At 54.8% G+C, this 24,234-nt stretch carries 13 protein-coding genes and 1 tRNA gene; 6 read left to right on the forward strand and 8 right to left on the reverse strand.

The window, feature by feature from the left end:
* Positions 1–62: 62 nt before the first annotated feature.
* Positions 63–5,903: a PDZ domain-containing protein gene (locus C5Y96_RS20390; protein WP_105357189.1), complete on the reverse strand. Its 5,841-nt coding sequence runs from the start codon at positions 5,901–5,903 to the stop codon at positions 63–65.
* Positions 5,900–7,579, reverse strand: coding sequence for a hypothetical protein (locus C5Y96_RS20395; protein WP_105357192.1), 1,680 nt, complete (start codon positions 7,577–7,579; stop codon positions 5,900–5,902). Before C5Y96_RS20395 ends, C5Y96_RS20390 begins: the two co-directional genes overlap by 4 nt.
* Positions 7,580–8,304: 725 nt before the next feature.
* On the opposite strand from C5Y96_RS20395, the gene C5Y96_RS20400 reads away from it, so the two are divergent.
* Positions 8,305–10,605 carry a peroxiredoxin family protein gene (locus C5Y96_RS20400; protein ID WP_105357195.1) on the forward strand — a complete coding sequence of 767 codons (2,301 nt, stop codon included), beginning with the start codon at positions 8,305–8,307 and terminating at the stop codon, positions 10,603–10,605.
* Positions 10,606–10,994: 389 nt separating this feature from the next.
* Here C5Y96_RS20400 and C5Y96_RS20405 read toward each other — a convergent pair whose 3' ends face one another.
* Both C5Y96_RS20405 and C5Y96_RS20410 read right to left on the reverse strand, forming a co-directional pair.
* A complete protein-coding gene (locus C5Y96_RS20405) occupies positions 10,995–13,403 on the reverse strand; it encodes a serine/threonine protein kinase (protein ID WP_105357197.1) in 2,409 nt (802 codons plus the stop codon).
* Positions 13,387–13,944 (reverse strand): ECF-type sigma factor, encoded by a 558-nt coding sequence (locus tag C5Y96_RS20410; protein WP_105357199.1) that lies wholly within the window; start codon positions 13,942–13,944, stop codon positions 13,387–13,389. Before C5Y96_RS20410 ends, C5Y96_RS20405 begins: the two co-directional genes overlap by 17 nt.
* Positions 13,945–14,266: 322 nt before the next feature.
* Between C5Y96_RS20410 and C5Y96_RS20415 the strand changes: the two genes are divergently transcribed.
* Positions 14,267–14,794, forward strand: coding sequence for a hypothetical protein (locus tag C5Y96_RS20415; protein WP_105357201.1), 528 nt, complete (start codon positions 14,267–14,269; stop codon positions 14,792–14,794).
* Between the two features lie 66 nt (positions 14,795–14,860).
* Positions 14,861–15,748, forward strand: coding sequence for a hypothetical protein (locus tag C5Y96_RS20420; RefSeq protein ID WP_146115750.1), 888 nt, complete (start codon positions 14,861–14,863; stop codon positions 15,746–15,748).
* 517 nt (positions 15,749–16,265) lie between these two features.
* Here C5Y96_RS20420 and C5Y96_RS20425 read toward each other — a convergent pair.
* A tRNA-Met gene (locus C5Y96_RS20425) sits at positions 16,266–16,339 on the reverse strand.
* Positions 16,340–16,633: 294 nt separating this feature from the next.
* On the opposite strand from C5Y96_RS20425, the gene C5Y96_RS20430 reads away from it, so the two are divergent.
* Positions 16,634–18,751 (forward strand): prenyltransferase/squalene oxidase repeat-containing protein, encoded by a 2,118-nt coding sequence (locus C5Y96_RS20430; protein WP_105357205.1) that lies wholly within the window; start codon positions 16,634–16,636, stop codon positions 18,749–18,751.
* Positions 18,752–18,839: 88 nt separating this feature from the next.
* Here C5Y96_RS20430 and C5Y96_RS20435 read toward each other — a convergent pair whose 3' ends face one another.
* From C5Y96_RS20435 to C5Y96_RS20445, 3 genes are all read right to left on the reverse strand, one after another.
* A complete protein-coding gene (locus C5Y96_RS20435; RefSeq protein ID WP_105357208.1) occupies positions 18,840–19,028 on the reverse strand; it encodes a YqaE/Pmp3 family membrane protein in 189 nt (62 codons plus the stop codon).
* 66 nt (positions 19,029–19,094) lie between these two features.
* Positions 19,095–19,565: a PA2169 family four-helix-bundle protein gene (locus C5Y96_RS20440; RefSeq protein WP_105357210.1), complete on the reverse strand. Its 471-nt coding sequence runs from the start codon at positions 19,563–19,565 to the stop codon at positions 19,095–19,097.
* 287 nt (positions 19,566–19,852) lie between these two features.
* A complete protein-coding gene (locus tag C5Y96_RS20445; RefSeq protein ID WP_105357213.1) occupies positions 19,853–20,194 on the reverse strand; it encodes a hypothetical protein in 342 nt (113 codons plus the stop codon).
* 347 nt (positions 20,195–20,541) lie between these two features.
* Between C5Y96_RS20445 and C5Y96_RS20450 the strand changes: the two genes are divergently transcribed.
* Both C5Y96_RS20450 and C5Y96_RS20455 read left to right on the forward strand, forming a co-directional pair.
* The gene (locus C5Y96_RS20450; RefSeq protein WP_105357216.1) at positions 20,542–20,697 is read left to right on the forward strand and encodes a DUF3309 family protein; all 156 of its coding nucleotides are present in this window, start codon (positions 20,542–20,544) and stop codon (positions 20,695–20,697) included.
* A gap of 194 nt (positions 20,698–20,891) precedes the next feature.
* The gene (locus tag C5Y96_RS20455) at positions 20,892–24,167 is read left to right on the forward strand and encodes a response regulator (protein ID WP_105357219.1); all 3,276 of its coding nucleotides are present in this window, start codon (positions 20,892–20,894) and stop codon (positions 24,165–24,167) included.
* Positions 24,168–24,234 lie beyond the last annotated feature (67 nt).

Raw genomic sequence — 24,234 nt, forward strand, 5'->3', positions numbered from 1 at the left:
CGCTTTACCCCCTTCGTTCTCGGCTGATTGATCGTCTCTGTTCAAACAATTGGCCTGGCCGATCAAGGACGATTCCCCACGAAAACCAGCGACTCGACGACGTGGCGGATAGCCACCGGTACTTGGTCGGGGGCGGAAAGTATGGGTGCGTGTGCTTCCAATTGAACAACCTGTCCTTGCCGTTTCACTGCAATTGCGTATCGCAGGAAGCGTTGGGGGCCTTCCGACGGAACCGAAATAAAGGCGAACTCGGCGTCTCCGGTTTTCCAGCGGCCTGACTTGGCTTCTGGATGGACCATCTGGTGGCGTCGAATAAATTCGTCCAGCGGCACACGATCGGCCGGCAAGGGTGGGTCGGCTAGGCAATGCAACGTGTAATTGCCGTTAAACGACACAATCGTGGCAACGCCGTTGGCCATCACGACTGGCGGCTTCCACGAGATCGGAATCCGCAGCTGGAAGCCTTCTTTGGCGTGCGAATAGGTTTGGTACAAGGAATCACCCTGTGGGTTGTGTCCCAGGGCGATTGTAGCACGGAGACGCTGCATGCCGCGGACGAAGATTACTTCGACCCGTTCGCCAGGCTGGCAACTCAAGAAGGAAGCCTCGAAGTCTTCGTAGGTCAATACCTCGACTCCACGAAACTGAACGATGTGGTCCCCGATGCGCAACCCCGCCCGCTGTGCCGGTCCTCCTGCATGTACGACGGTGACCACCGCCCCGGTCGGCGATTCAACATTCAGTCGATGGGCTTCTGGCGTTCCAGCAGATGTAGCACGCAAGCCGATCAATGGAACAGCTCGAGGGGCGGGCGGGCCTACCGGGATCGGCGGTGCGGGTTGCTGCGGAGGTTGCACATCAGTAGGCGGGTTCGGTGCAGTCATGCCAGGGGCGGACGGGGGCAAGGAATCGCTCCCGGTTCCGACCGCATTCGGTTCAATAACCGCCGACATCAGTTGACCAGTGCGTTGAAACTTGACGAGCACTTCCTTACCGCCCGGATGGGCTTTCAGCCAGGACAGCAGGTCGCTGCTCTGAGTGACCCGGGCGTCATCGATGCGGAAGATCACGTCACCTGGCTTTAGCCCTGCCACCTCCGCCGGTCCATTTTGCAGAACGACGCTTACGACCGCTCCTCCGGCCGAGGAGACACCCAGGTCGCGGGCAATCTGCGAGTTGACCTCGGTGACCGTCAGGCCCAAACGGCTCGACTCGATCGACTTTCCAGAATTCGTAATTGGGGGAGAAACGGAGATGCCCATTGTATCTTCCGAGGACTCTCGGAATGCGACCAGCGGATTCTCCAGGTATGCAATTGTCGGCTGTTCCTGGCCACCGGTCAGCCAAAGTTGGCCAGTCGGGGCAAATTTAATGCGCTCGAGATGGGTAAGTCCGCTGAGTATGCCCAACTCTTGCGATCCCAAAATGGCCGTAAAGTGTCCTTCCGAATCGAGCGCGTACAACCCCCGCGGAAACGTTCCACCGGAACTGAAGGCGATGCTCTTAAGCCACCTTCCCTTTCCCGTCTCGAAGAGGACCTCGCTGCGGCTTTCGCGAATGGCCAGGATAGTACTCCCCAATTCGGCCGTGGGAGGCATCGACTTTTGGTCGAGTACAAACAGCGTTTGCGACTCTGCGTCCCATGCCATCTCCATAGGAACGATCGGTGGAGGACCATCCTGGATCAGCGGGACCGGTTCGTCCTTGTTAGATGCAACCCGAAACACGTTGCGGCGATTTGTGTCGGTTAGCAGCCAGCCAAATTCTTCGATCCAGCAAAGATCCGTGATGTCGCCGAAGTTGACTTTCTCGTTCCAAAGTTGCGGCTCTTCGTTATCAGACGCTGGATAGACACCCCCGAACAAATTTCCACCTTCCGGCCAGAAGTCGACCGACACCATCAGCATTCCATTGGGATCGAACATGCCTGCCTTGCGGTTGAGCCCCGCCAGGACTGGGGCCTCCAGCACCAGCGAGCTGGGACCGGAAGGGGCAACCTGCACGAGTTTGGACCGGTCTCGGGTAGCCGAAAATACGTATGCATTACCCTGTGAATCAGTGAATAAACCACCAATCGGGAACGGGGATCGCCACTGACGCACGGCAATATCCTGCGGTGCCTTAATCGGCTTGGCTTCTTCCGTTTCGATGAAGACATCGGGGGAATCTGGAACGAATTCTGGGGCGGCGGTTGCACTTAAGCCATCGCAAATCCGCTCGATTCGGACGGTCGCATGAAGTTCGGTCGACACGGTTGCCTGCGCGTTATTCCCGATAAAGGCATAGAGATAAACTGGCTGGTCAAATGCTTGCTCGTAGCTACCGACAGGTTCCCATTGTCCCTCACGCCACAAGCTGGTCTCGATCGCCGGGCCGCGGCGAATCAGGCGGAGCCAGCCTTGATCGGGAAATGGATCCACTGCGCGTTCGCGAAAATTATTCCATCCCCTGTTTACCATCAAGTCGGAACGGACCATCGGGCCGACTTTCCCATCGTTACGGAAAAAGCCGACGTATGCCTGATTCGACTGGTCCATCGCGTCGAGACCGATCGAAAACGCCCGCGCCTGGCCGGGCTGATGATTCCATGTTCCGATGTCGTAACACACAACCACCTCGGTGTTCCCTACCAGCGGTTGGCGATAGTACGCTAACGCCTCACCCAATTCGGAACCATCGAGCGAAAGGGCCACCTCGTCCTCCTTCGGTTCGATGGTTCCCGAATAGGCGACGGGAAGCCACGGCGAGACGCCCGGTACACTGCCCGAGCGAAGTTCCAACCGGTGGAGTTTGCAGACCAGCGGCTCGTTGACCAGGCCGTCGTTGGCAACCCGCTTCAGCGTCAGTCCCGCCCAAACCATGGGATGGGTGTCGAACACCTCGCGTCCAGCAAGGTTCCAGTGTCGGCCATCCTCGCTCCATGAGGTTTGCCAGACGTTCCCCTCGCGAGTCAGTCGCATGAATATGCGGCCGTTATCCGGGGCCTTCGCTGACTTATCCAACGTGCGCCCAAACAATGGAAGCCGCTTGTCATTGTTCGACTGCATCCAGCCTCCTCCCAACAGGCGATAGTCGGCTGTCGGTCCGGATGCCATCTGCTCAGCGTGCCAGCCTTGGAGTGAGGTGGGTGAATAGAGCAGGAACTCGGCGATGGCAAAATTCAATCCCTCGCAGTGAACCTCGAGTTCGGCATCCAGTTGAAAATCGCCCGTCACGGGATGCAGCAGCCGCGGGGCGGTTGACGTGTTCTGCCAAAACTCGTTTCCATTGGGAACCGTAATCGTAGCTACACCTTCCGCCAGCGATTCAACCTGCACGTCCTGGTCCGGGTCTTGCCATAGCCAGCCGTCCCCCCAAGTCTCGCCATCGAAACGGCCCTTCCAGGTTCCGTCAGGCTGATCGACGGTTTGGAACACGGGAATTTCCAGGGCTGGCACACCTGCGTAGAGCAGTCCCGGATCAATTGAAGTGTCGAAGGCGACTGGTTCTCCGGCCGGTAAGACAATTTCCTCCCCTGCGCTGAGCTTGTGCTGGCCGGATCCGGAAATCTCGACACTCCCCGAGTAAACGCGAATCAAGGCCGATTCGCCGCGATGTTCCAGTTCAAAGTCAGTCCCAACAGGGTGGACGACGTAATTGAATTTCGATTCGGCTGGTTGTTCCTCCTTGCCGCGGAGAGATAGGGTAAAATCGAAGCCCGGTTCGTAGAAACCGCGTTTTGTGGGGTCAGGCTTTTCCTCGTGGCGACTGGTGACGCGAATTTTTCCGCCTTGAACGTCCCAGCGGTTTCGCGCCTGGTCGTCTGCGGCCAGCTTGAAAGTCAAGTCCGTATTCGGCCCCGCCCAAATTCGCGAGAGGGGCGTGGCCAGCCACATCTGACCCTGGGGATCGGTCACCAGGCGGTCTCCATCCGAGACCGTGTAGGGAGGAACAAGGTCAGTCGTCGCGTACGTTTCGAGGATCTCGACGCTGCCGCTGTACTGCTGGTCAAACTGGCCGCCGGTCAGGGGACCGCTACCTCCGGCCGCGCCGCAGGTGACGATCAATCTCCCCTGGCAGGGCCAAGTCCCTTCCCCTTCGTGCTCTGCTTTGGGCTCGCGACCGATCCGTCCCCCCACCGAAACAACCGTCATCGCAGGGCCGTAGTCGTCGCCGATCTTCGGCTGAAATTGAACGAGCAGTTGCGTGTCCGCGTTGGACAGACTCCAAACGTTCTTGGCTGGTGGCGAGACCTTCAAATGGGCCTGAAGTTTTCCCGCACTCGGTACTTCAAAGGTGCCGTACTCGTGGGGTGGATCGAACTGGTCAATCTTCTCTTCCCATTTACCCGACACCGCGGTCACCATCTGGTGCCCTCCCACGCGGAATTCGAATTTGCCTCGCGTTAGTTTTGCGCCGCTGGCGGAATTCACCATGATGCGATCCCAGCGAAACGGCTTCCCTTTTGCAAATCGGCCTTGGTTTTCACACGCTTCCCGGCAGATATCGCGATAGACGCCGAGGCGTCCTTGGACTTCTTTAATCTCTGCCTGAAGGCCGCGGAGTCGATGCCGTTGGCGTTCCAGGTCAGTGATCTTGTCTCGCGACACCCCGGTTAGGACCAAGAGGTTGTTCTTAACCCCCAGTTCGACGTCGGTAGCCATCCGGTCGTACATTGCGGCCAAGCGACGGTAGTGCTCCACCTTACCGATCCCGCCGATTGTTTCCCGTTCGACGGCCGCCACGTCATACCCAGTCAGGATATCTGGGTCCATCCCCAGCATCGCCTCCGCAGCCACCGCTCGGGCATGCTGCTGCTGACGGACGAAGTCTTGCTGCTGGGCGTAACGAGGATTGTCGCGGCGCTTTTTCCATTCGGCGGAACCAGGGGCTGGGTCCATGAAGGGGTCGTACTCGTCAAGGAACGCCGAATGAAGTTGCCGCAGCCGAGTCCTCAGGTCGGAATAGAGAGCTGAGTTCGGGTTCATAGCACCTGCCCCGGAGCGGTGACTTTCCAGTAGACCAATGATCTCCTCGCATGTTTCAACATGCGAGACGAGTGTCCGCATTTCACCGGTGACCTTGTCTCGTTCGACCGTTGTATGGTCAATGAAGTTCTGCGTGGATTGCTGGTAGCCAGGGTCGCCTGGCTGCCTTTTCTGGCTTTCCTTCCAGGTCGCCAGGCTTTTATCCAGGTCGGCGGCTTTCGACATCAGGTGGTTGGCCTGATCCTGTGCCGAGTGAACGTACGACTTGAGCCGGGTGATCCGCCCCTGGTCGCGGAGATGGTTTTCGCGGCGGTTCCGGTCGACCATTTCGCGATATTGTCGTTGGGCTTTCTGGAGCTTGTTCTGGGCAATGAGGCTCGACCATTGCCCTTCCAGAATGTTGCCTAGCGTGGTTTCCGCTATGTCGTTGCACACGTCCCGAGATCGTTCGAATTGCGTCTTTTGCCACTCAGCCAGTGCGGCCACTTCCATGAGAAGCGGGTCGTATTTCGCGAGATCGACTTCGTTGCCCTGACCTGTTCGTGTGCGTCGCAAGGCATCGCGGACGGCCTGATACTCGCCCCACAGCTTTTCGGTTTGCTCCTGTCGGCGTCCCCCCAATTCTTCCAGTTCCTTGCTCAACGCATCAATTTCATCCGACAGCCGTTGGTCCTCCTGTTGCGTGTGAGCAATCACTTGCTCTAGAGTTTCGGCGTTGCCGCACCAGTTGTTGGTCAGCGCCGGGAACGCAGGAGGTGGTTCCCCGTGGGCCAAGCCGACGCAGAAGAGAAGCATGGCCAGACTGGTCACTAGCGCAAATCCCTGTGAAATGCGGTGGGTCCCGTCGGTTGCGATTAGAACATGCATTTCGTAGGGCCCGTTGGGCTCCCTGCGATCGATTGCTGCCGCTTGTCGTGCACCAGGCTGGGGGTTCATGGCTGGTTTCCTTTCGTCGTTAGTCCACCTCTGCGCAAATCGTCAAATTCCGCTTGAAGCTGTTCCATCTCACGCATGATTTGCTGGACTTTCTCGATCACCTCGGCATTCGGATTGGTGATTGTCCCAATCTCCGACTGAAGCGTCTTCAGTTCCTCTCTCTTCTGTTCCATCTTTTGCAGGATTGCCCCTTCCTGAGCGAGCATTTCAGGCGTGACGATTGGTTCGACCGCGAGAATACCTGGCGGTAGCGCGGTAGCCTGACTCTCAACCGGCTTTGCATCGATCGGATCGGCGGCGACCGGCGAAGAAGTTTCCTGGACCACGGCGAACGCGCTTTGGCGGAATTCCGGTTCGGCGTGCGGCATCGCCTCGACAGCCGTTCTCCACAGCGACGGCACAACCAGCGCCACAATCAGCACGGCGAAGATAACCGCAATGATCCAACCTATGCGTGTCGGTTTGTAATCGGAGTTTGTACGCATGATTTCACGGGCCGACGGATCAACTGGCACATGGTGGGTATCAAGCCAAGCCAGAAAAGACCGCGCCCCATATAGCCCTGCCCCAGTAAAACGGAAGGATTGCCCCTGTTTCGTGGCAATCGCGAACCCGGGATCAGACTGTTCCAACAGGATCGCCGACGAACCGGCCCGCCAATTGAAGATCGTGATAACCCATGCCAAATTCCTCAGCCAAGCGGGTGCCTGCAGCATGTGAGACCCCACGGTTTCGATCTCGTTGGCCGGCACGTACGTCGGCTGGCAGCCCCACGTTTCGATCCATGCACCGTGCTCATCCCATGTCACGCGTCGAGTCTGGTACCACGTAGTAATGACGAACATCGAAGCGAAAAGCCCCGCCATGCCCCACATGACTACAGTTATTGGCAGCCAGTCGAGCTTCAGCGGAGAGCCCCCCGTATCGCTGGCGATCAGGAATGGAAGACCAAAGAACATTCCCGAACCGAAGGCGGCTAGCAGGTCAGGTAGCCAGCCAGCGGCGCGGGCCTCGTAAAACATCGCCGTCCCTTCCGGGCGCGGGCGGCGAGGAAACCCAATGTAAAACAGTAGCCCGAATATCAACGTGGCTGCACCGTATGTGCGATAGGGGTAAGCAATATGCAAAGGGGCACAGCGGAGGAGGTCGCTGGGGCTGACTTGAACAACGTTTAGATAATGCGGCTGGGCGCTTGTCTCGACCGGATCGATTCGCACGTAACTCTGCACGGATCCGATGGGCCAGTTGTCAGCCAACTGAGTCAGAGGCCCGGCCGACCGTTTGAGGTAAACAAATTCACGGCAATGTTCGACACCACGGCAAGCAGCCCAGGCAGAGGAAGGAGAGTTATCAGAAACAGTCGCTGACACATCATTCCAAAGCCCTTCCCAGTCGGGACCGGACACGATGATGAGCCTCCCCTCCGTTTCATCAGCAATGAATTCCTCGAGTGTTCCGCGGGTGTTTTCGGCCAGATCGACCCCTTCGACCGCCTCGCTGCCCAGATAGGCGGACATCATCCCTGTAATTTGCCGAGATTGCTGCCGCTTGGATTCGACCTCATGGTGCCAGTCGACGGGCTCAACGCGGTAAAGATCGCCGCCCTGGATCAGGCACAAGGTGATCCCGCCATAAAGGCAAACAGCTGTCAAGATCCGACGAATGACTTCACGCATGATAGTCACCCCCTTTAACTTCAATATACTCCTAAATCCACGTTACTCCAGGGGATCTCGAGTGCCTTCTTTTGCCCTGCGCGTCGCGGAGCGTTACCTTGAATGAGCGGTTCCATACACCGACTTAAAGACCAGCCAAACACGGCATCCAATCGAAATGCCCTACCTGAGGAACCACGAAGCGGCGGGCGATCTGGTTCAACAAATCGAAGATGCGAGAGACGTTGAACCGCGGACGCAAAAGGGTCTGAAGTTGAGCGTGTGAAAGCATCAAAGAAGCAAGGGACATCCGGTCAATAGTACCCGTCGTTTGGCGGTGATGTCTCCTTATCAGCAATTACAATTGCCCAAGCCTGGAATCCGACCAGTTACCCTGCGCAGGCCTACTACGACTGCCGAAAGAAACGTGACGGTCTTTAGTTGGTTCAAGCTTTTAGATTCCATAGCAAGATTCAGTTGGGTTTCTTGCTCTGGACCGACTGTCAATGATACATGCTGCCCCCGAAAGGGGGCACTCTATTTCACCTAAGCACCAGTTCGCGTCTGCCTCACTCTAACAAGCCCAACACCCTATGAACCCAGCAACTGCGGCTGTTGCAGCTTGAAACAACGCATCTGTGTTTGCTAAGCTTTATACCGAATACCTCCTTCTAATCCCCCTCGATCGGTACGGACCTTCATTGTTTGATGAATGTGCGTTCCGGTTCTCAGTGACCGTGGAATTTATGCTGCGTTCTAACTTCATTCGAGATTCCGTATGGCCATTTCTGTTCATTCTATTGGCTTGTCCCCTGGCCGCGGAGCAAGCGAATGTCCCCGAAGACAACCGTGACGAGCCAACGGACAAAGTCGACAAGATTCTAGAGGGACACTCATTCCACGGTGACGTGTTCAATGAGGGGCCTCGCCAGAAGGCTTATCTCATGGGTGGGACGGGGCAGGTTCAATTTCCGATTAGCACGGCCGATCCCGTGGTGCAAAAGTTCTTCGACCAAGGCCTAGGTCAGTTTTACGGGTTCTGGTATCTCGAAGCTGAACGTTCCTTTCGACACGCGGCATCACTTGATCCAGACTGCGCAATGGCATACTGGGGAGCCGCGATGGCCAACCTCAAAAACTTGGATCGTGCGAAAGGCTTCCTAGAAGAAGCGGTCGCGCGTAAAGACAACGCTGATGAGCGCGAAAGGATGTATATCGACGCCCTCAACGCCTACGTCAAATTCGACAGCAAAGAAAAGGAGAAGAGAAATGATTCCTACACCAAGTCGCTCGAGAACATTCTCCTGAAGTACCCAGATGATCTCGAGGCGAAGGCCCTGTTGGCGTTGCACTTGTATGAAGCGAAGTCGTCGAGTACGAGTTATTTCGCCGCCAATGCGCTGCTCGAGGACATCTTTGAAGTCGAGCCCATGCACTCTGCGCATCACTTCCGTATCCATTTCTGGGACAGGCGGCAACCTGAGATGGCTCTTGGTTCTGCAGCCCTTTGTGGTCAGTCCTCACCAAGCATCGCTCACATGTGGCACATGCCTGGGCACATCTATTCCCGGTTACATCGATATCACGATGCAGCTTGGCAGCAAGAGGCTTCGGCGAGGGTCGACCATGCCCACATGATTCACGATCAGGTCATGCCGGATGAGATTCACAATTTTGCCCATAACAACGAGTGGCTCATTCGTAACTTGATTCATATTGGACGGGTTCACGATGCGATTGATTTGGCCAAGAACATGATCGAACTTCCACGCCATCCTCGCTACAACACCCTTGCCAAGAACGGAAGCACAACTTTCGGCAGACAACGATTGTTTCAAGTTCTCCGAACCTATGAGCAATGGGATGTTCTGATCGACTTGGCAAATTCAACCTACCTTGAGCCAACCGATGACGAGAGTGAACAAATTAAACGTCTTCGCTATCTCGGCTTGGCGTATTTTCAAACAGGAAACACGGAAGCCGGCAAGGCTCAAATCGCGGAGCTCGAGCGCCGCTTGGAAACGCTAAAGGCCGAGGCAGATTCCCTCACGGAAAGCCCAAGTGAAGACACCGATAAGGAAGAAGGCAAGAAATTAGCAGAAAAGGCTCGCAAGGAACTTCAGTCGAAAACCAAGAATCTCGAAACAGCCATCAAAGCTCTGAAAGGGCACGAGGCGATCGCGAATCAGGATTTTCAGAAGGGATATGAACTTCTCAAAGGTGCCAGTGACGTCGATTCGGTCTACCTTGCAAAAGTTCAATGGCAGTCCGGAGATCATGACGCTGCGACAAAAGCCCTTCGAAAGATTGTGGACTCCAGCAAGAACGAAGTTTATCCACTTGCTGCACTCGTCGAGATTTTGTGGTTGTCCGGAAAGGAGGTCGAATGCAAGTCAGCGTTCGACCAATTGCGACAGCTCTCCGCCCAGATTGATCTTGATATTCCGCAATTCGCTCGCCTGACTCCCATTTCTAAAGAACTCGGCTTTATGGACGATTGGCGGATTCGATGGCAAGTTGCAGATGACGTCGGAGAACGACCATCTCTTGATTCCCTAGGTCCATTCCGCTGGTATCCGTCTCAGGCTCCCAACTGGGCATTAAACGATGTTCAAGGTAAACAGCATGCATCAACTGATTTTCAGGGGAAGCCCTATGTAGTCATCTTCTACCTTGGCTCCGGATGTCTTCATTGTGCTGAGCAGTTGCAAGCCTTTGCGCCGCGGGTCACTGAATTCGAAGAAGCAGGTCTCGGCATGCTAGCGATCAGTACCGACGATCCGAAAACGTTGAAGCAATCGATCGAGAATTACGATGAAGTGGGGCTCCCAATTCCACTTGTTTCTGATGAGCCATTAAATGTGTTCAAAGCGTTTCGGGTTTACGACGACTTTGAAGCTCAACCTCTCCATGGGACCTTTTTAATTGACGGCAATGGAAAGGTGCGTTGGCAGGACATAAGCTACCAACCATTCATGGATCCTGGTTTCGTGCTGGCGGAAGCGAAACGACTTCTATCGCAAGATGCTGATCCAAGGGCGAATTAACATCCTGTTCTTCGCTCTTCCCGTGCTGAACTCGGGCCTTTGTCTGGAATCTTAGCGAACAATCCATGCATGTGCCCCCGGACGAACCGTCCTGGGCTACCTAATGAGATGAAACTCTCGGACAGTTGAGTTAAGAATGTACACGTGAACGAACCGATGACCTTCGAGGCAAATCGGTATACACTCTCGCGAGAACGCGCATTCAACTCCGGAACACATCACAACATGCGTTCGCAATCAAGCTCCGGAGTGAATGTGTGTAAAACTACACACTCTGAAGCCTCATCAGTCGCTTATCTTACGATCAGGAATTCATTCTGAATCTCATTCAGATTCACGAACGGCTGAAACATGAAGACCTAACTTGCCGAATGGAAGTGGTTACGTGCTCAGCGCTGGCGATCGTCGTCATTTCTTTTAAGCCGAGCGATCCAAATATCACCAGCCCCTTGCCCGTCACCGTCTGAGTTTACCAGTAGCAAAGTCTTATCATCCATGACAAAGGCGGGAGCGGCGCTTGGTCTTGGCAAATCGGGAAGCAAGAGTTGCGGGCTTGACCAAGGCCTACCCCAATCACTACGAGTAATGAAAAACAATCGAAAGACGGGTTTCGCCTCCATCGGAGTTGTGTTAGCAGAATAGATAAGAAGCCGTCCATCGTTGCTTAAAGTCATCTGGCCATTCAACTTCATTGTGGCCGGCAAGAGATCGTCCGTGAATTCATCAAAGGATTCATTGATTGAGGGGCGACGACGATACCTAAGGAGATAACGCCGTTGTTGGTCCGTATCTATGTGTGAAAACACATAACTAAACTGAGTAAGTTCATCCTTAGTAACTTGGTAGTTGCCGTTGAAAAGCGTCGCGAGAGGATCAACAGTTGGTTCAGACCACGGGTCGTGCGCTGACGAACGTGTCGTGATCATGAGGGTACTTCCTCTATGAAATCGCAGAGTTAATCCGTCGCCACTTATCCGTGGAACGTTTTCTAGCTGGTCAGGTGAATTTATTTCTGACGGCAAACGACTAGGCTCCTCCCACTCTTCATCGATGGAGTTACGCGTAGCGATCCAGAGATCACGGTTACCTCGTTTGGCAGATTCACGCCCCGAAGTGAATACGATCGTACATCCGTCATTGGTCATATCGGCAGCAATTTCAAATTCTCGCGAGTTAATCACTGGTCCTAAATTCTCTTGGACTTGCCAGGACCAGTTACCCGTAGCCAAAAGGTCCGCGGCTGATATTGTTTTGACAGACGAAGGTTCTATATCGGTGGTCTTTCCTTGCCACAGAGGTAACCACTGCGAGGTAAGTACAAATGCAGCGACAATCGTCCCGGCAAGTACCGAGACTGTGCCGTAAAGCCTGGCTTGGCTTCTACTTTCGGGTTCTGAACTCTTGTCTGCCGATGGATCAACACTTTCGTCGACCTTCTTCACTTCGCGCCTGGATTGGTGTCGTGGTGCTGGCTTAGGCGGGGCAATTTTGCAAGCATCAATTTCCTCGACAACCTCATGCATCGACTGGAAGCGATCGTCCGGACTTTTCGCGACCATTCGCTGGAACACGGTATTCAACGACTCTGGTACATCGGCTCGCATCTCACAGATACTCGGGATTTCACTTTCTCGATGCCGTACTAACACTTGGAAAACCGTATCGCCTTGATAAACAGGATCCCCTGTGAGCAAGTAGAAGAGCGTGCATCCGAGGCTATAGATATCAGTTCTCGCATCGACAAGATGCGAATTCAGAGATTGCTCCGGTGCCATGAACGATGCAGTACCTAGAATCATTCCGGCGGACGTTATTTCACTTTCAATAACTGATGCGTCTCGGCTTTGTACGCCATTGGTGTCCAATTGCCTCAGCGACTCATCCACATGTGCCAGGCCCAAATCGAGGATCTTGAGCGTGCCCTGGTTATTCAGCAACAGGTTGCCCGGCTTAATATCGCGGTGAATGACTCCGTGCTGGTGAGCATAATCCAAGCCCACCGCCGCCTGGCGAATCGAGTCTACAGCTTGATCGAGCGACATGGGCCCAGACTCCCGGACGATTTGCCTGAGATTCTTTCCGCGCACATACTCCATGACGAGAAAATTAATACCACGCGATTCGTCCGCGTCGTAAGAACGAACCACGTTAGGATGCTCCAGCGTGGCAGCAACACGAACCTCTCGCCGGAAACGTTTCACATGGTCCGATGAACCCAACATCTTGGGCGAAATGATTTTGACGGCGACCACACGATCCATGCCGCGATGAATGGCCTTGAATACCATTCCCATACCACCGACGTCGATCAAATCAACAATCAGGTATTTGTCGATAAGCAACTCAGGTTCGCCGCGTAAGAGTGCTGTTGCCTGGTATTGAGTCAGTTTCCCTTCCTGAACCAGTTGAGCGGCGAGCGTACGCGGATCAGGCATTTCGGACTGCTCTGGTCGATGTTCACAAACCGAATCTAGTTCGGCTTGGCTTAGAATTCCTACCTCGGAAAGCTTTGATAGGAAGTGCTCACAGTCGACCGAAACATCGTCGCCCTCACTCAATGAAAGATGAATGGGAGCGTCAGGGTCGGTCAGCGTGAAATCCGCAATTGCCTTATCCGGAGATTGCTCGAGTAGATCATTGTTTGGATTGGCATGGCCCAGCAAGGATCGAACATTTTGAAGTAACGCCGCGTCCGAACCACACTCCCTTTCCAACCAATCATCGCGTTGGTCCTCTGGTACCTCCAGCGCGGCCAGAAATGCTTGCTGTAGTCGTTCCAGGTTAGGATCGATCGTCATCTTCGTTTTCACTCTCGGAAAAGCTACCTAACTCACGGTACAGCCATGCTTTCGCGAATTTCCAATCGTTATTGACTGAGCGAAGTGAAATCCCCAACTTGTTGGCAATCTCGTCTCCAGTCATTCCGCCAAAGAATTTTAACTCGACGACTTCAGCGGCGCGTGGCATGACCTTGGAAAACGCCTCAAGGGCATCGTTCAATTCAAGGACATCTATCCTATTGGCGTCTTCCGCAACGGAAATGTGCAACGGAATTCCACGTCCCGTTTTGCCACCGCGCTTCTGGGATTTTCGTTGTCGTGCGTAGTCGACCAACAGGCGTCGAATAATATTTGCTCCGGCCGCGAGCATCATAGATCGATCGTCTTCGTTCAGATTCTGCTGCTTTTGCAGACGTAGATACGCATCGTGAACGAGAAGAGTCGGTTGTAGCGAATGTCCAGGCGTCTCCTTGGCTAACGCTCGCTGTGCAAGCCGATGCAATTCGTCGTACAGAGGCTGATCCCACCTTTTCTCGTCTGGATCCAGTGGGTCGCTCATTCGTGACTTTCCTACCCAAGTATTCGTGCGAGCACCTATCGTCCACACGTTGAATTTCCCCATGAATCCCCACGATTTGGCCGATGGCTGATTGTCGCCCAAGAGCACGCGCGGTGCAACTAATCGGTCGCAGGCGAAACCTACAATCTCGATCTGTTTGCCAAACTGATAGGTTTCTTCCTAACCAAATTTGGCGATGTTTGCTCGTGGTCTCTCTGACCCCAGAAACTTTTTCTTCACTACGGCTGCACGAAATCGGAATAAACCACGCCAACCATGATGAGGGCAGACTGGCCAAGAATTCGACGAAAAGGGGAGCGTTTTGAACGAAAACGATCTTCACGACTACTGGACTGCACAAATCGATGGTTCAAGAAACGTTGCCAGCCCGATGAGCATGCTCGGCGGACAGACGTACGACAACTGGCAAGGCAGACAACCGTACACTGGGCCGACTTTCTTTGACGGTAGCGCTAAAAGTGTTGGTGCAAGTGGTGAAACGATATTCGACGCGGCCCGAGAATTCGGTGAAGAGTGGACCGAATTCGTTTGTGAACTGCTCGAGGACTGGTTTGCCTGGGTTCCTGGTTGGGTCGGGCTAGTCTTCAAGTTCACCGGGGTCTTCGTAATGCTGGTTTTGGCGGTTCAGTTGGATCTTACTGGCGGCCTTAGCCTGTTGGGATTCGCCATCGCGGGATGGTTCGTCCCCAAGGCGATCAAGTGGACAGCAATCATCTCACTTCACCTGACGCTATCGGTTTTGTTTATGGCCTTTTTTGCCGTCGCAGTCATGGCCATTGGAGCCACGATTCTTGGACTACTTTGGCTTTTTGTCTATCTCATTCGCTAGTTACTCATGATTCGCAATTTGAATGCGTGTATGAATTCCACAAATTTTCTCAAAGGGGAAGTTAACGTGAGAAAGTCTCAGATGCTTTGGCGAGGCAACTCGTACATTGTTGGTGTTTTGTCAATGACCATGTTGGTACTAACCGCAGCTGGATGTGCGGCGGAATCGTTTGGCGGTGGAAATAGAGAACCTTCGCCCAAGCCTGGCAGAACGTTCAATCCGAAACTCAATCGCATTGGAACCGGAAGTGGCTTTCAACGTCAGCAAATTGTTGCCGCCGTACAAAACGAAGACGTCAACTTCACTCAGATCGAGGAAATCCGAAGGAAGTTCTGGAAGACGAAACCGGGCGAAGCAGACTACGATGCACTGCGAAAGCAATTTGCCGAAGTTCTAGTCGAAAAGGACATCCAATTGCTGCATGCGGCAGCCACCACCAGTCCCAATAATCCCAATAAGGTGTTCGCAAAGATTACCATGAATGCTACGGATGGAGGTGTTCCTGACGCGGCCCTGCCAGCTTTCAATCGTTGGGTAAAGGCCATTCGTAAGCATCTGGGTATACGTGAAGGCGTAAAGTACCAGGGAATAGAGGACGCGAAAGCGAGCGACCTCAAACGTCTTGCAGCGGCCGCGGAGGCGACAGATCACTTCGCAAAGCAATACGAAACCATGCGTGACTGGGCTGAGTATCTCGCCGCCGGACGGCAGGAAGATTTCTATCCGACGCCTGAATCATACGCCCTGTTCGTTCTGCTCACCGATGGCGACGGAATGACAACCGATGAGGCAACATCCAAGCTGAACGAATTAATCAAGAAAACTGGAAAAGAGGTACTTCTTGAAGCCGCAGATCGGCAGCGTAAACATCCCAAGACACAAAAGGGGCTGCTGCAAGGTAGTAAGTCGCGTCTATTGACCGAACTTATGAAAGAGCTCAAGCTGGACAACTAGGCTCGATACTATATTGATCGGCTGAGTATGCCGTCTCGGCTAGGAATCGCTTGACTGAGCTAATGTCGGGCGATTGAGACATGGCGGGTGTGAATGACCTGGAAATTGCTTTCCAATCCTCGTCCGGAGGTTCGACAGCGTTTAGACAGTTCGCTGGAACTTCTTATTGGCAACCAGCGCTAGGATAGAGACAGAAAACGCTTCCAGACAATCGCATCTTGTATCCCGCTAATGACACCAGTTCGCGTCTGCCTCACTCTACCGAACCCAACACCCTATTAACCCGGCGGTGGTGTCTCTACAAAATCGGTGAGACAAACGCCAAATTGAGCGTCAGAGGGCTCTAGCTGAGATAGGTCGGGTTATGTCTCACTTAGACAGAGACAATCGGGAATAGAAAACGCGTCTGCGCAACTCGTTCTGTGTTTATGGGATAAACCGAAGCACTTCTAGCCCAGCATCAGAGCAGACACGAAAAAACCCTGGTTCAGCTCTATTTGCTAAACCAGGGTTTAAGTGGCGGGGGCCGGATTTGAACCGACGACCTCGAGGTTATGAGCCTCGCGAGCTACCTAGCTGCTCCACCCCGCGTCAATGAGTACAAACGGCGTTTCATGTCGTTTGTGAGATGTTGAATTTTAGGTATCGATCATTCTTTGTCCAGGGGGCCTGCGTGCTTTTCTGGACGATTTGCTGTGGTAGATGAATCTCGCGTCAATTTTCCTCGGAATTCCTGGCACAATCGTTATATTCGCCGACTTCGACTGTGTCCTAAATTCGGGAAAGGGATATCATTGCTTTGGCGCGACGATAATTGGCACCTAAATTCTCCTAAGCGCTAACATTGCAAGGGATTGCGGCATTTAACACGGAGCTCACGATTACGTGTCCGGAGACGACAATACTTCACCGAAAAACTCGCCAGACACCGGCAACCCTGGTGAAGAGAAGAGTTCAGGCGGCCAAGGCCCCAAAAAGGCTCCGATTTCGTTCGGTGCTGCCCCAGCGAGCGCTGATGCTTGGAACGTCGTTCCCACTTCTCCCGCTCCGCTCAGCAATCCGACAGCTCAGCCGCTGAAGACGCCTGCCGCGAAGAAGACCAACAAGGCACCCCTCTCTCCTGAAGCGCCGTCGCCGCAAACTCCCTCACCACAGGCTCCTCCCTCCCCTGCTCCGAAGCCTGAAGCGAAACCGAAGCCCGTTGCGCCTTCCGCCGAGGCTCCGCCAGCAGCGAAAGCCAAACCGGCCGACAGCAAGCCGGCTGCTTCCCAGGCAAAGAAGCCCATTGCGAAAGCGGAACAGCAGCCTGCCCCTAAGCCAGCGGCAAAGCCGAAGCCCAAGTCCCCCGCAGTCGAGAAGGAAGCAGTTGCGGCCTCAGCGACCACTCAGCCAGTCCACGACCAAGCTCCGGCCAAGCCACCAGAAAAGCCGAAGCCAAAGCGCGAAACCCCGCAGCCAACCCAAGAAACGACTTCTGCCCAAACGCATCCCAAGAAGCGTCGCTGGCATCCGGTAATTCCTGTCGTTGAGAAGCCTAAGCCAGCTCCGTCACTCGTCGAGACCGAATCGACCGAGGACCAGCCGCTGGTCGAGAAGATACGCGGGCTCGCCATTCACGAGACCCCAGCCTGGGCGGTCAGTCTCGTCATCCACTTCGCCATCGTCATTTTGCTGGCTCTCTTCACCGTGGCCACCTATCACCAGGATGTACACACGGTCGAGGCCACCTATTCCGAACAACTCGGCGAACAACTCGAACACGAGATCCTCGTCCTTGATACCGAAGAGTTTGAAGTCGATGCCAATTCAGGGGCGCTTGAAACGTTGATCGATTCCAACGAGATGCCCATGCCCAAGTCGCTGATGAATGTCGACCTGATCGGCACCGAGGCGGCCAAGTTGGACAACCAAGATACACCTGGCGTCGACTTGAAAGCGCGCGGCGATGGAGCCACGCGGCGGGTGCTGCTCAAGGCCTACGGCGGTAACGCCACCACCGAACAGGCCGTTGCCGACGCACTCGATTGGCTCAAACGCAACCAGATGAAAGACGGTTCGTGGAGCTTGAAAGGCAACTACGCCGACGGATCGAGCATCGAGAACAAAGTCTCCGCTACCGCCATGGCCCTGCTCGCTTTCCAAGGTGCCGGGCACACCGATCGAGCCGGCACCCATGCCGCCACCGTGGAAAAAGGTTGGAAGTACCTGCTCCGGCAGCTTGATGCTGACGGAAACTTTGTCCATTCAGGCGGAATCATCAATCAGCATCGCCCTTACACGCAAGCCCAGGCCACGATTGCTCTGTGCGAACTGTACGCGATGACCGGCGATCCCGAACTGAAGGCCAAGGCCCAATCCGCGATCAACTACTGTCTCGAGTGGCAAGCACCCGAAGGGGGCTGGCGGTACACAGAGAGGGTTGAGTCCGATCTATCGGTCAGTGGTTGGTTTCTCATGGCGCTGCAAAGTGCCCGGATGGGGAAGCTGGACGTGCCGGAAGAGGCCCTGGTGAATGTGGATAGGTTCTTGGAAACGGTCGCGTCGGAACCGAAGGACGGGCAAAAGTTTGAATTGGGTAGCCGTTATCAGTACCGCGTTTCCCGGGCAGAAAAGCCAACGCCCACGATGACCGCCGAAGGTCTCCTTTGCCGACAGTACCGCGGCTGGAACCAGGAAGATCCACGGCTGGTCGAAGGAATGGACTATCTGCTGGACAACCCCATCCAGTGGGAAGAGCCAGATGTTTACTACTGGTACTACGCCACCCAGGTCGCCCATCACCTGGAAGGAGATGCCTGGCGAAACTGGAACAAGGACATGCGGCAGATCATACCTGAAAACCAGGAAAAACGTGGTCGCGAGAAAGGAAGCTGGGATCCGGCACGCGACGAGAACGGCGTGAAAGCTGGCCGGCTCTTCATGACCTGCTTGTGTACCTACATGCTGGAAGTCTACTACCGACACCTGCCGATCTACAGCAAGCATTACTTCACCGGCGGCTGATCTTACACCGCAAGAAATTAAGAACGCCCATGCTTTCACTCGGGCAGCTGCGCGAAAACATGGGCGTCCGGGGGCTCTTTCAGTGCGGTTACTTACGTAAGATCACCCAGACAGCGTGGATGATACCGGGGATATAACCAAACAGCGTCAGTAAAATGTTCAGCCAGAAGTGAAGCCCCAGCCCCACTTCAAAAAACACACCCACCGGTGGAAGAATGATGGCCAACAGAATGCGAATGACGTCAGCGGTTCCTTCGTTTCTAGCGATAGCAGTCATTAATCAGTTTCCTTGGGAAAGGTCAAATTCAAAGTAAGGATGCGAGGGGAGGATTGCCCCCGCGTGCTAGGTTGCCCGGCGGTGTGCGTCACGAATTGCTCGCACGCGTTCATGAGCCGCTCGGATCGTTCCGTATTGGCGATGAAGAATGTCGCTGACGGCCGAGCCAGGCTCGCGTTTGAGCAACTCTTCGTACTTCTGTTGAATCTTTTCTTCGGCCGTTTCCGCTTCATCGAGCATCGTGGCAGTACCAGCCCCTAGTGCACTGCGCAGTCCGATCACAATGCGGTGGTAAGTTGCCGCGACACTGGCCGATTCGTCTGCTTTCGCCCGATTAATACTCATCAGCGATTCAAGCTCGGCGACGTTCCGATTTCGCTCGCTGGCAAGCTCGCGAAACATAATCGCCACTGAAGCGTTGCCGGTCGCGTCAGCCAACTCCTGAAACGTATCGCGACTATCGACGTTAATCTTGATCAGCTCTTGCACGATCGAAAGGGTTTCAGGCGATAGTTTTGTTTTGGTTTCGAGTGTCATGTCTTTACTCCTCTGGCTCACCGATATTCCAGCTATTCGCCCATCGGCGATCCTTCTTGGACCATCCGAGAAGTACTTCCCTCATTTGCAATCAGCATGCCATTGGGCAAATACTTAGCCGTCCGCACGATTCACGGTGATCGATTGATCGTGCAGCGAACACTTTGGCCACCCGAAAGCAGCCAGGCCCAAAGAAAAGGGGCATCGACCATTGATCGATACCCCTTCTCCATGCTCATCCAACGGTCGGTAATCGCGACCCATTCAGCCTGACGTTGAAGCCTCGGTTAGGTTGCTTCCTTCTCAGGCTCAACCGGCTGCGGCTGTGTCTCTTCCGGAACTGGCGTTACGGTTTCCTGATCGGCGTCGGCTTTGATTTCTTCAGCCGCTTCTTCCGTGGCTTGTTCCACCGACTCGGCCGATTCCTTAATGAACTTCTCGGTGGCTTTCACCGCCTGGTCGGTATCTTCTTTCAACTCGACCTTGTTTAGTTCAATGGTGCTCTTGTCAGGCGAATCACTAAACGTGACCCAGCCAAACGTCAGCCCCAGACCTGCGAAGATCATCACCAGCACGGCGATGACCGCCAGAATTCCAACAAGTGCGTTACCTTTATGTCGATTCTTCATCGTTTGGGTTCCTTGAATCAGTGGTTGATCGATTGCCCCTGGCAGTTCAACGAACCATTCCGTCGAACCCGATTACGAGCGTGGCAACACCACCAGTCGCACGTAGCGTGCCAAGAAAAGCTGGCGACCCGAAAACCGTGCGATGTCCCACACTTTGAGACCGACAACTCCCTGCGAGCGATGTGTTTTGAATCAGTCTGATTTCGTGGCGATCAATCTCGCCTGTCTTGCCTGGCTTTCTGCATGCCAACGCCCGAATATCGCCGCGACACTAACCTTTGGTACGCGCTTTGCTAATCCATTCATTGACCTGTTCAAATCAACACCCCAGTCGCAGGAGATTCCCGATGGGTCTGCTAGAAATCGTCCTCTTGGTTGTTCTGATCATGATTCTGATGGGCGCGATTCCAGCCTGGCCTCATAGTCGCAGCTGGGGATATGCGCCCAGTGGCGGGATCGCCACCATCCTGATCATTGTGCTATTGCTTATCTTGCTGTTTTGATCAGTACCTTTTCGCCGCCCGACCTTTGCCGCGGCCATGGTCCTCGCGAGACATGGTTTCAAAATCGAGTGGAAATGGTAAGGTCATGCGACAAACAAATTGAATGAAAACTAGCCAGGCGTCAGTGCTTACACGACCCAAGAGGGTCTCGCTGGCTAGTGACGGACACTAAAAGAGTTAGGTCAGAATCCCCGATGTCGTTAAAACCGCCCACCGAGAAACTTTGGGACGAACGGCTACGGTCTATTCTTGACGCATCTCCTGATGCCATCATCGCAATCGACGACAACGGTGCCATCGTTGATTGGAACGCCCGGGCGAACAAGACATTCCAGTGGCCTAAAAAGCTGTCTCGACTCCGTCTGACCGACTTGTTCAAAGCCGAAGACCTACAAGAGATCATCTCGAGCATTCGGACGCTCACCGATACCGAGAACAGCGGTCAACGCCTGGAACTGGTTGCTCGCCGAGCGGATGGCAATCTGTTGCCGGTCGAACTTTCCATCAGTCGCGTATCGATCGGCGGAAAGACTTACTTCCACGCGTTCGTCCGAGACATTACCGAATGGCGCAAAGAGGAAGAACTGCACAGCCGGAAATTGCTCGAAGCCGAGCTACTTTCGCAAGCCACTTCCCACGCAGTCACCGCAGAAACATTCGCTGAATCGCTGCAGCGTCTACTAGACCTGATCTGTACGCAGATCGAATGGCCCTTTGGTCATGTCTGGATGCCGTACGATTCCGGACTGATGCTTTCTTCTTCCCACATCTGGCACGCCGAGCCTGGGTACGATATCTCCGACTTCGTCTCGAAGACCCAATCAACCCATTTTCGCTACGGCGAAGGGCTGCCTGGTACGATCTGGAAACGTCGTGAACCCGTTTGGATGGTGGAATCGGAAATTACGGAGATGATCCGTATGAAGTCGTACCACGGCATCCCTATCCGCAGTGCGTTCGGCTTTCCCGTTATCGCCGACGGCGATGTCGTCACCATTCTCGAATTCTTTCATACCGAAAAGGTCGAGCAAGACAGGGCCCTTCTCGATATCGTCCGGCGCGTGGGGGAAGAGATGGGCAAGATCGCCCAGTCGCGGCGGTTCGAACAACAGCGGGCCCGCCTGGCCGCGATCGTCAATTCCTCGTACGACGCGATCATCGGCAAATCGCTCGATGGCCGCATCACCAGCTGGAACTACGGGGCGGAACTCGTCTATGGTTACAGCGCGGAAGAAGCCGTTGGGCGAATGTCGGAGTTGATTCTTCCCGATGATCAAGAGATCGAAGAGCCGGAAATCCTGGAAGCCGTCTCGCTGGGACGGCGCTTGGAAGAATTCGAAACCACTCGCGTTCGCAAGGATGGCCGCAAAATCGCCGTCAGCGTGACCATGTCGCCGGTGATCGACTCGACCGGTCAGGTTGTCGGCTCGTCCACCATCGAGCGCGACATCACCGAGCGCCGCCGGGCCGAAGAAGAGCTCCAGCGTGCCCGCGACTCGGCCATTCGCGCTAGTCGCACGCGGGCCGAGTTCCTGGCAAATGTCAGCCACGAACTGCGCACCCCCATGAACGCGATCATCGGCATGACCTCAATGGCCTTGGATGAAGAGTTGACGCCGCAGCTACGCGATTATTTGACCACCGCCAACGACTCGGCCCACTCGCTGCTGACGCTATTGAACGACATTCTCGATTTCTCGAAACTCGAATCTGGCAAGTTCTCGATCATCAAAGAGAACTTCAACCTGGCCGATGTTGTCGAGGAATCGATCAAAACTCTTTCGAGCTCGGCATTTGCCAAGGGGCTGGAACTGGTCTGCCGCATTCCCCGCGACTTGCCGCGCGAGGTCATCGGCGACGGCATTCGCCTGCGTCAGATCCTGACCAACTTGATCAGCAACGCCATCAAGTTCACCGAACAAGGGGAAATTGTCGTGGCGGTGGAAGTGGTTCGTATCTGGCCCGATGAAGCCCGCTTCCGCTTCACCGTCCGCGATACGGGGATTGGCATTCCCGTCGAGGAACAGCAGCGGATCCTGGAACCATTCACCCAGGTCGATTCCTCGTCGACCCGCATTCACGGCGGTACTGGCCTGGGTCTGGCCATCAGTTCCGAGCTCCTGCGGATGATGGGAGGCCGCCTGTCGCTACAAAGTGAAGTCGGCCAAGGCAGCGATTTTTCGTTTCGTCTTTCGTTCGATCTGCCAGTCAGTCAGAACATGGATACGATCGATTCGCTACCGTTCGACAAGCTGCGCGAGTTGCCGGTATTGGTCGTCGACGACAACGCCACCAACCGCAAGATCATTGCCGAAACACTGACCACCTGGGGCATGAATCCGATCACCGCCAACGATGCCCAACAGGCCATCGGCATCTTGCGGCAAAACCTCGAAAACAACATGTCGTTTCCGCTGATCATTGTCGATGCCCTGATGCCGGGCATGGACGGCTACGAGCTTTCTCGGGAAGTCCGCAAGCTGCGTCCTGAATCGGAATCGCCGGTCATCTTGATGGTCTCTTCCGCCGATCGCAAAGAGTTCCGCGAAAATGAAGCCTCGACCCAGATTGCCGCGTTTGTTCAAAAGCCGGTCACGCAAACAGACCTGATTCGCTCGATCCTGCGAGCGATGCGACTCACAGCACCGCAGTCTCCCCCACCGCCATCGGCAGTAGGAAGCGCACAACCACTGGCCTCCTTGTCGGTGCTTTTGGCCGAAGATACTCCGGCCAATCAAAAGGTGGTCACTACGATGCTCAAAAAGCGAGGGCACAGCGTGACCGTCGCCCAGAACGGACGTGAAGCGGTCGAACTGTTCAAGCAGCAGTCCTTCGACGTGGTCCTGATGGACGTCCAGATGCCGATTCTCGATGGGTTTCAAGCCACCAGCGTGATCCGCGCCCTGGAACGTGGCACTGACAGCATCACGCCGATCATCGCCATGACCGCCCATGCCATGCGGGGCGATCGCGAAAAGTGCCTAGAAGCCGGCATGGATGCCTACGTCTCGAAACCACTCGACGTGAAGCAGTTGCTAGGTCTGATTGAAAGCGTAGCCGAAGACCGCTCTACCGCTTCCAGCAACGGACACGAATACGAGCAGGAACCGGACGAACACTTCGGCTCGAACTCGACCCCGATCATCGATTACGCCGGTGCCATGAAGCGCCTGGGGAACGATGCGGAACTATTCCAGGATTTCATCGTCTATTACGACGAAGATGCCAAACAGCTTGTCCGAGAGATCGAGCAGGCGATTCAATCGAAAGTGTCCGGTGATCTGCATCGGGCAGCCCATAATTTGAAAGGGCTCGCTTCAAATCTCGGTGCCCAGCGCGTCGTCAACGCCGCGTACAGCCTGGAACGCATCGGCAAGCATGACGAACTGGACAAGGCTACCGACGCCTTGCAGCTGCTCAAGAGCGAGATGGAACGCCTCGACAAGGCGCTGCAAAACTATCGTCCTTAAACGGGCCTCTTCTCTTTTGGTTCGTCCCAGACCAATGCCAGCTTCTTCTGGAGCGATCTTGACCAGG

This window comes from Blastopirellula marina (genome assembly GCF_002967715.1).
Taxonomy (GTDB): Bacteria; Planctomycetota; Planctomycetia; order Pirellulales; family Pirellulaceae; genus Bremerella; species Bremerella marina_B.